The organism is Aldersonia sp. NBC_00410 (assembly GCF_026342035.1).
Taxonomy (GTDB): Bacteria; Actinomycetota; Actinomycetes; order Mycobacteriales; family Mycobacteriaceae; genus Aldersonia.
Map to the genome: position 1 here is coordinate 1 of NZ_JAPENM010000022.1, position 6162 is coordinate 6162.

The 6162-nt window shown below is 67.4% G+C and carries 8 protein-coding genes; 2 read left to right on the top strand and 6 right to left on the bottom strand.

Annotated features, from left to right (window positions below):
• The 3 genes from OG921_RS26525 to OG921_RS26535 all read right to left on the bottom strand — a co-directional run.
• Positions 1-727 (bottom strand): cbb3-type cytochrome c oxidase subunit I (locus OG921_RS26525; protein ID WP_266115552.1); only part of this gene is annotated, 727 nt, incomplete at its 3' end.
• 210 nt (positions 728-937) lie between these two features.
• Positions 938-1645: an acetoacetate decarboxylase family protein gene (locus OG921_RS26530; protein WP_266115553.1), complete on the bottom strand. Its 708-nt coding sequence runs from the start codon at positions 1643-1645 to the stop codon at positions 938-940.
• Complete coding sequence (locus OG921_RS26535) at positions 1642-2541, bottom strand: SDR family oxidoreductase (RefSeq protein WP_266115554.1); 900 nt, start codon at positions 2539-2541, stop codon at positions 1642-1644. The genes OG921_RS26530 and OG921_RS26535 overlap by 4 nt, the downstream gene beginning before the upstream one ends.
• A gap of 124 nt (positions 2542-2665) precedes the next feature.
• Between OG921_RS26535 and OG921_RS26540 the strand changes: the two genes are divergently transcribed.
• Positions 2666-3715, top strand: a complete 1050-nt coding sequence (locus OG921_RS26540) for an ABC transporter substrate-binding protein (protein WP_266115555.1) — start codon at positions 2666-2668, stop codon at positions 3713-3715.
• Between the two features lie 8 nt (positions 3716-3723).
• Here OG921_RS26540 and OG921_RS26545 read toward each other — a convergent pair whose 3' ends face one another.
• The gene (locus OG921_RS26545) at positions 3724-4521 is read right to left on the bottom strand and encodes a DUF427 domain-containing protein (protein WP_266115556.1); all 798 of its coding nucleotides are present in this window, start codon (positions 4519-4521) and stop codon (positions 3724-3726) included.
• Positions 4522-4623: 102 nt separating this feature from the next.
• Between OG921_RS26545 and OG921_RS26550 the strand changes: the two genes are divergently transcribed.
• Positions 4624-5097 (top strand): NUDIX domain-containing protein, encoded by a 474-nt coding sequence (locus OG921_RS26550; RefSeq protein ID WP_266115557.1) that lies wholly within the window; start codon positions 4624-4626, stop codon positions 5095-5097.
• Between the two features lie 15 nt (positions 5098-5112).
• Here OG921_RS26550 and OG921_RS26555 read toward each other — a convergent pair whose 3' ends face one another.
• Entirely contained in the window at positions 5113-5499 is a 387-nt protein-coding gene (locus OG921_RS26555) for a VOC family protein (protein WP_266115558.1), read from the bottom strand.
• 147 nt (positions 5500-5646) lie between these two features.
• Positions 5647-6162 (bottom strand): ribonucleotide-diphosphate reductase subunit beta (locus tag OG921_RS26560; RefSeq protein ID WP_266115559.1); only part of this gene is annotated, 516 nt, incomplete at its 5' end.

Genomic DNA, 6162 nt, shown 5'->3' on the forward strand with positions numbered 1-6162 from the left:
AGCCGAGGTGGCGGTCCACGGCAAGGCCCATCAGGGCTGCGGTGAGCAGCGGGAACGCGAGAAGTACGAGGATGCTGGTCACCAGGATGTTCCAGGTGAAGATCGGCATCCGGAACATCGTCATACCCGGGGCGCGGAGCACCACGACCGTGGTCACCATGTTGACACCGCCGAGGATGGTGCCGAGACCGGCGACCGCCAGGCCCATGATCCACAGGTCGGCACCGACACCCGGGGAGTGCAGCGCGTCGGTGAGCGGCGAGTACGCGGTCCAGCCGAAGTCCGCGGCACCACCGGGGGTGATGAAGCCGGCGGTGGCCATCGTCGCGCCGAACAGGTACAGCCAGTAGCTGAACGCGTTCAGCCGCGGGAACGCGACGTCGGGGGCGCCGATCTGCAGCGGCAGCACCACGTTCGCGAAACCGAAGACGATCGGTGTCGCATAGAACAGCAGCATGATCGTGCCGTGCATGGTGAACAGCTGGTTGTACTGCTCATTGGACAGGAACTGCAGGCCCGGCACCGCGAGCTCGGTGCGCATCAGCAGCGCCATCAGACCACCGATGAGGAAGAACCCCACCGAGGTCGTCAGGTACATGATGCCCAGTACCTTGGGATCGGTGGTCGTGACCATCTTCCACAGGTAGGAACCCTTCGGTCCCACCCGCGGCGGAAGTGGTCTCTCCGCTTCTAGCTGGGGGACTGGCTGGGGCGCTACGGCAGTCACTGATCCTCCTGATTGCACGTCTTGCCCCGGCACGGGACGACGACGTTTTGGCTTGGCGCTGACTCGAATCGTAAACCGTGTCGCGGCACTGCGTGGACCCGGTCCTACTCTGCGTCGTATTTGCCATGCTGCCGCTGATGACGCGGCGAGTCAACGCATTCGGGAACGTCCGATCACCAGCGTGTTCACCCCCGGCGGCCACCGACCGGCTCACCGCCGCGGGAGCGCCTTGGGCTCCTCGAGGGTGAAGGTCATCGACTCGATGACCGCACCGAGGTGGCGACCCGGCCGCATCCACTCCGACAGGGTGCTCGTCGTGTCCATCTCGACAGTGACCAGCGCCGCTCGCGCACGGCCCTTCGCGGTCAGTTTCGACGACCGCACGTCGCCGTCGCCGAACTGCTGCAGCACCACCAGCGACGAGCGGATCGGCACGGACGGGCCGATCGCCTTCGGGGTCGCGGCGACCGACCACGGGGTTTCCAGCGCGCCGCGGGCGGTGATCTCCCGACCCGACCCGATACCGCCGGAGAACTGCGCGAGCGTCTTGGGCATCGCCCAGTTCGCTCGGCCGCCGACGATGCTGGTCTCGGAGTCGACGGCCATGAAGGACACGGTGCCGCGCAGCGCGGTGCCGCGCCGGAACACCACCGCACCGAGCACCTCGTCGTAGTGCCCGACCGGGGTGTCGCGGTAGCTGACCATGCCGCCGATCACACCGAGCGCCTGCGCGCCGTTACCGATTCCCGACGGCAGTGCCTGCGCAGCAGCCCGGGTCGGACGCACAGTCCACAGCACCGACTCGCACTCGCAGATCCACGGCGCCGGCGCCAGGTTTTCCGGGAGCCGGTTGATCACCTGCTCGCTGAGCAGTGTCTCGGCCACACCGGCCACCAGGGCGATCGCACTGCTCGTCATTCCGCTTCTCCGTTTCGCTGCACTCCCGCGCCAAATGGTCGCTCCGCAGGCTCCGCTCCCGCAACTCGTCGCCGATAGTCTGCGCGGGCCTGTTCGTTCACCGTATTGGTCACCTTGTCTCCGCCTGCGATCCGGAACAGGAAGTCCCGGAGGCGGCCGGGCAGCACGCCCGTGCCCTTCGACAACAGCTCGGCCTGCTTGGGCACGTACACCTCGCCGGAGCGCCCGGAGGTCACCGCCGCGACGACGACCTTCGCGACCGCGTCCGGATCGACCATCGCGAGCCGTTCCATCAGCGCGTTCGCACGCATGCCCGCGATCAGTTCGGTGCGTACGAAGCCGGGGCACACCGTAGTGATCTCGACTCCGGTACCGCGCCACTCCTGGCGCAGCGCCTGCCCGAAACCGACGAGCGCGAACTTGGCCGCGCAGTAGGTCGCCGCGTTCGGCGAGGCCATCGTGCCCATCACGGACGCGATGTTCACCACGTGGCCGCCACCGCGTTCGGCGAAGCGGGCACCGGCGAGCTTCGTCCCCGTCAGCACGGCCCGGACATCGATGTCGATGGTGCGGGTGGTGATGGCATCGGGCTCGTCGAGGAAGGGGCCGATCGGCATGATGCCGGCGTTGTTGACGAGCACGTCGAGCGGTCCGCCGGTCGCCTCGACCTCGTCGAGGAAGGCGGCGAACGCCGCCGGATCGGACACGTCGAGTTGGCGGGCGAGGACTGCTGTACCGAGCTCCGCCGCGGTCGTGGTGGCGATGTCGATGTCGATGTCGGCGATCACGACGGTGGCCCCCCTGGCCACGAAGGCCCGCGCGATCTCGCCACCGATCCCGCGTGCGCCTCCGGTGATCGCGACGTGCAAGTTCTGCAACGATTTCTCGCTTGGCAAAACGGACACTCCCTGACCGGTTCTCTCGTTGTTGGCAGCGCGCCAACAACGCCCGAGCCTAACGTCCCCACCTGCGCACTCCGCGCGGCGGGCGGCTCCGATGGCACCTAGTACCCTCACACGAATGCCGTTCCGCGCCGCGTCCGTCCGCACCCGCCTGCTCGGAATCGTCGTCGCCGCCACATGCGCGGTCGTCGCGGTCGCGAGTTGCTCGTCGGAAGCCGACGACGACGCCAGCACGATCGTCCGGACCACCACGGCCGTCGCCGGCGCCGCGGTCGTCGGGCTAGAGCGCGACACCTCCCAGGCCTGCGCCGCCCCGTCCGCGCCGGACGCCGACGCCGACGCCACCCGCGAGATCACGCACGTCGCAGGGATCAGTACGGTACCGACCGACCCGCAGCGGATTGTCGTGCTGAGCACCGAGGCGCTCGATGCGATGTGCGCGCTCGGCCTGTGGGAGCGCGTCGTCGCCGCCGCGACGCTCGACGGGCCCGCACCGCAACCGACCTATCTCGGCAGCGGGATCGCCTCGATCCCGAGCGTCGGCCCGATCGGCAACCCGGACCCGCAATTGATCGCGCAGGCGAAGCCGGACGTCATCATCGGCGGCGACGTGCCGGCTTCGGTCTCGTGGCGCGATCTCGATGCCATCGCCCCGACCGTATTCACCGGTGCGCCCGACGATTGGCGGGCACAGTTCCGGTCCACGGCAACCGCGGTAGGCCGCACGACCGCGGGTACTACCGCCCTCGACGACTATCGGCGCGCCGCCGCGGACGCGGGTGCCAGGACCAACTCCGCACAGACCGAAGCATCCGTCGTCCGGTTCACCCCGGATGCGATCACCGTTCTCGGAGCAGACAGTTTCGCCGGACAGGTGCTCGCCGACACCGGGGTGCGCCGCCCCGCTTCGCAACGCGGCGACTCCTTCGAGGTCGCCGACGATGCACTCGAGCCCGCCGATGGCGACCTCATCTATGCGGTGCTGCCCGCAGCCGGCAAGGATCACGCGATCGAGGTGATGGATTCCGATGCGTGGCTCGATCTCGGCGCGGCAGACGACCACCGGGTCTTCGCGGTGGACGACACCATCTGGAGCGGCAACGGTGTCGCCGCGGCACGCGCCCTGGTCGACGATCTGACCGTCTCGCTGAACGGCTATGCCAGCTGAGGCGAGAATCACGACCAATGCGTCGTCGGTCGCGGCAACCGCTCACCGTCGACGATGAAATCGAGTTTCTCCTGGTAGAAGGCCACCAGATCGGTGATGCGGCCCATCTCGGGCGGCGGCGACGGGTAGCTCCACGCCAGGTCGGTGCCGATGCTCGGGTTCGACCAGTGCGTGGCGTGCCCCTTGTACGCGCAGGTGGTGGCAGTAGTGCTGCGGACGAGCGCGATCCGCACGTCGTCACGAGGCAGGTAGTACCGGACCGGCAGTTGCGTCTCGAACAGCAGTAACGGGCGCGCAGATTCGGCCACGACATGCCCGTCGTGCTCGATTCGGACCTCACGCGCACTCTGCCGCATGTCGATTCGCTGGAATGGGTCGCGCGGGTGCCCGAAGATCGCCTCCTCCTCCTCGAACCATTCGAAGTCCTCGAAATCCAGCACGACCACGTCGCCGAGGTCGTCCGGCGCGAAGGTCGCGCCCCAGAGCGGGCCGATCGTGACGCTGCCGGACGCGCCCGGGCACGTATGCGTTCCGAACCCGACACTCGGATCGAGCAGCATCGTCTGCAGGTTCTGGGGCTCGACCACGACGGTGGACGGTGGATCGGCCGCGACCGGGGCCACGACGAAATCCTCGACGGGGATCGCGTACGACGGCACCACCCGGCGCGGTTCCCAGATCAGGACCGGATGCGAACTGTCGGCGACGAGTTCACCACCGAGGTATACCCTGACCCGCTTTTCCAGCGGCTGAAAGCGGAGTTCACTCAGCGCTGTCTGCAGGTAGGCGTCCATCCGCGTCACCATGGCCCGATTCTCCTGTCCGAACTGCCCGAAAACCATGTTTCGGGCAGAACGCCGCACGACCGTGTCCGACTCCAGCTGCGGTGGACTCGCTAGCCTGGCCCCATGCCGGTCCCGGACTTCATCCTGGCGTTGCGCGAGAAGATCGGCCACACGCCGCTGTGGCTTGCCGGCGTGAGCGCGGTCGTCCGCGACATCGAGGGCCGGGTGCTGCTCACGCGACGAGCGGACAACCGGCAGTGGGCCGTCGTCTCGGGCATCCTCGAGCCCGGCGAACAACCAGGCCCGGCGGTGCTGCGCGAGATCCGCGAGGAGACCGGTATCGAGGCCGAGCTTGTCCGAATCACCGGTGTGGACGTCTCGCCACCGATCACCTACCCGAACGGCGACGTCGTGCAGTACCTCGACGTGTGCTTCCTGGCCCGCCACCTCGACGGCCTCGCGCGAGTGTGCGACGACGAGAACCTCGACGTCGGCTGGTTCGCGCCGGCGGACCTGCCCGCGCCGCTCGCGCCGACGTCGCGCGGCCGGATCGAGCACGCGCTGAGCGGCGCAGCCGAGGCCTGGTTCGCGCGGTGATCCCCCGCCTACGGCCTATCCGCCGGCGGTCTCCCATAGTCCGATCGTGTTGCCCTCGGTGTCGCTGAAGTAGGCCGCGAAACCCATCTCGCCGACCGCGGTGCGCGGCTCGACCGTCTTGCCGCCGAGCGACTCGATCTTGGCGAGCGCATCGTCGATGCTGGGCACGTCGATCGTGATGACCGGCGACGTCGGGGACCCGGCGGAACGTTTGAACATGCCGCCGTTGATATAGCCGGGCTCGCTTGGCATCCCGGACTCGGCGACCGGTCCGGTGACCACTGAGGTGTAGTCCATGCCCGGGATTTCGTCGGCCTTCCAGCCGAACGCTTCCCGGTAGAAGGAACGCACCCGATCACCGTCGTCGAAGGGCACCTCGAAATGTACGATCCGTCCGCTCATCGTCGTCTCCTGCAGTCGAAGTGAATGTGACGGCGATCACGCTAGTCCGTGGGTCCGACAAGGTGAACGGACCAAAGTTGAACGGATGGAGAAGGCCCTGACCGCGCACGTGCTCGCGCGGTCAGGGCCTCGTTCGGTGGACCGGGATCAGAAGTCCCAGTCCTCGTCTTCGGTGTTGACCGCCTTGCCGATGACGTAGCTGGACCCCGACCCGGAGAAGAAGTCGTGGTTCTCGTCGGCGTTGGGCGACAATGCGGACAGGATCGCCGGGTTCACGTCGGTCTCGTCCCTCGGGAACAGCGCCTCGTAACCCAGATTGTTCAGCGCCTTGTTCGCGTTGTAGCGCAGGAACTTCTTGACGTCCTCGGTCAGCCCGACCTCGTCGTAGAGATCCTGGGTGTACTCCACCTCGTTCTCGTAGAGCTCGAAGAGCAACTCGAAGGTGTAGGCCTTCAGCTCCTCGCGTTCGGCCTGGGTGACCTGGTCGAGACCGCGCTGGTACTTGTAGCCGATGTAATAGCCGTGCACCGCCTCGTCACGAATGATCAGGCGGATCAGATCTGCGGTGTTGGTGAGCTTGGCGCGGCTCGACCAGTACATCGGCAAATAGAAGCCGGAGTAGAACAGGAACGATTCGAGCAGCGTCGAGGCGACCTTGCGCTT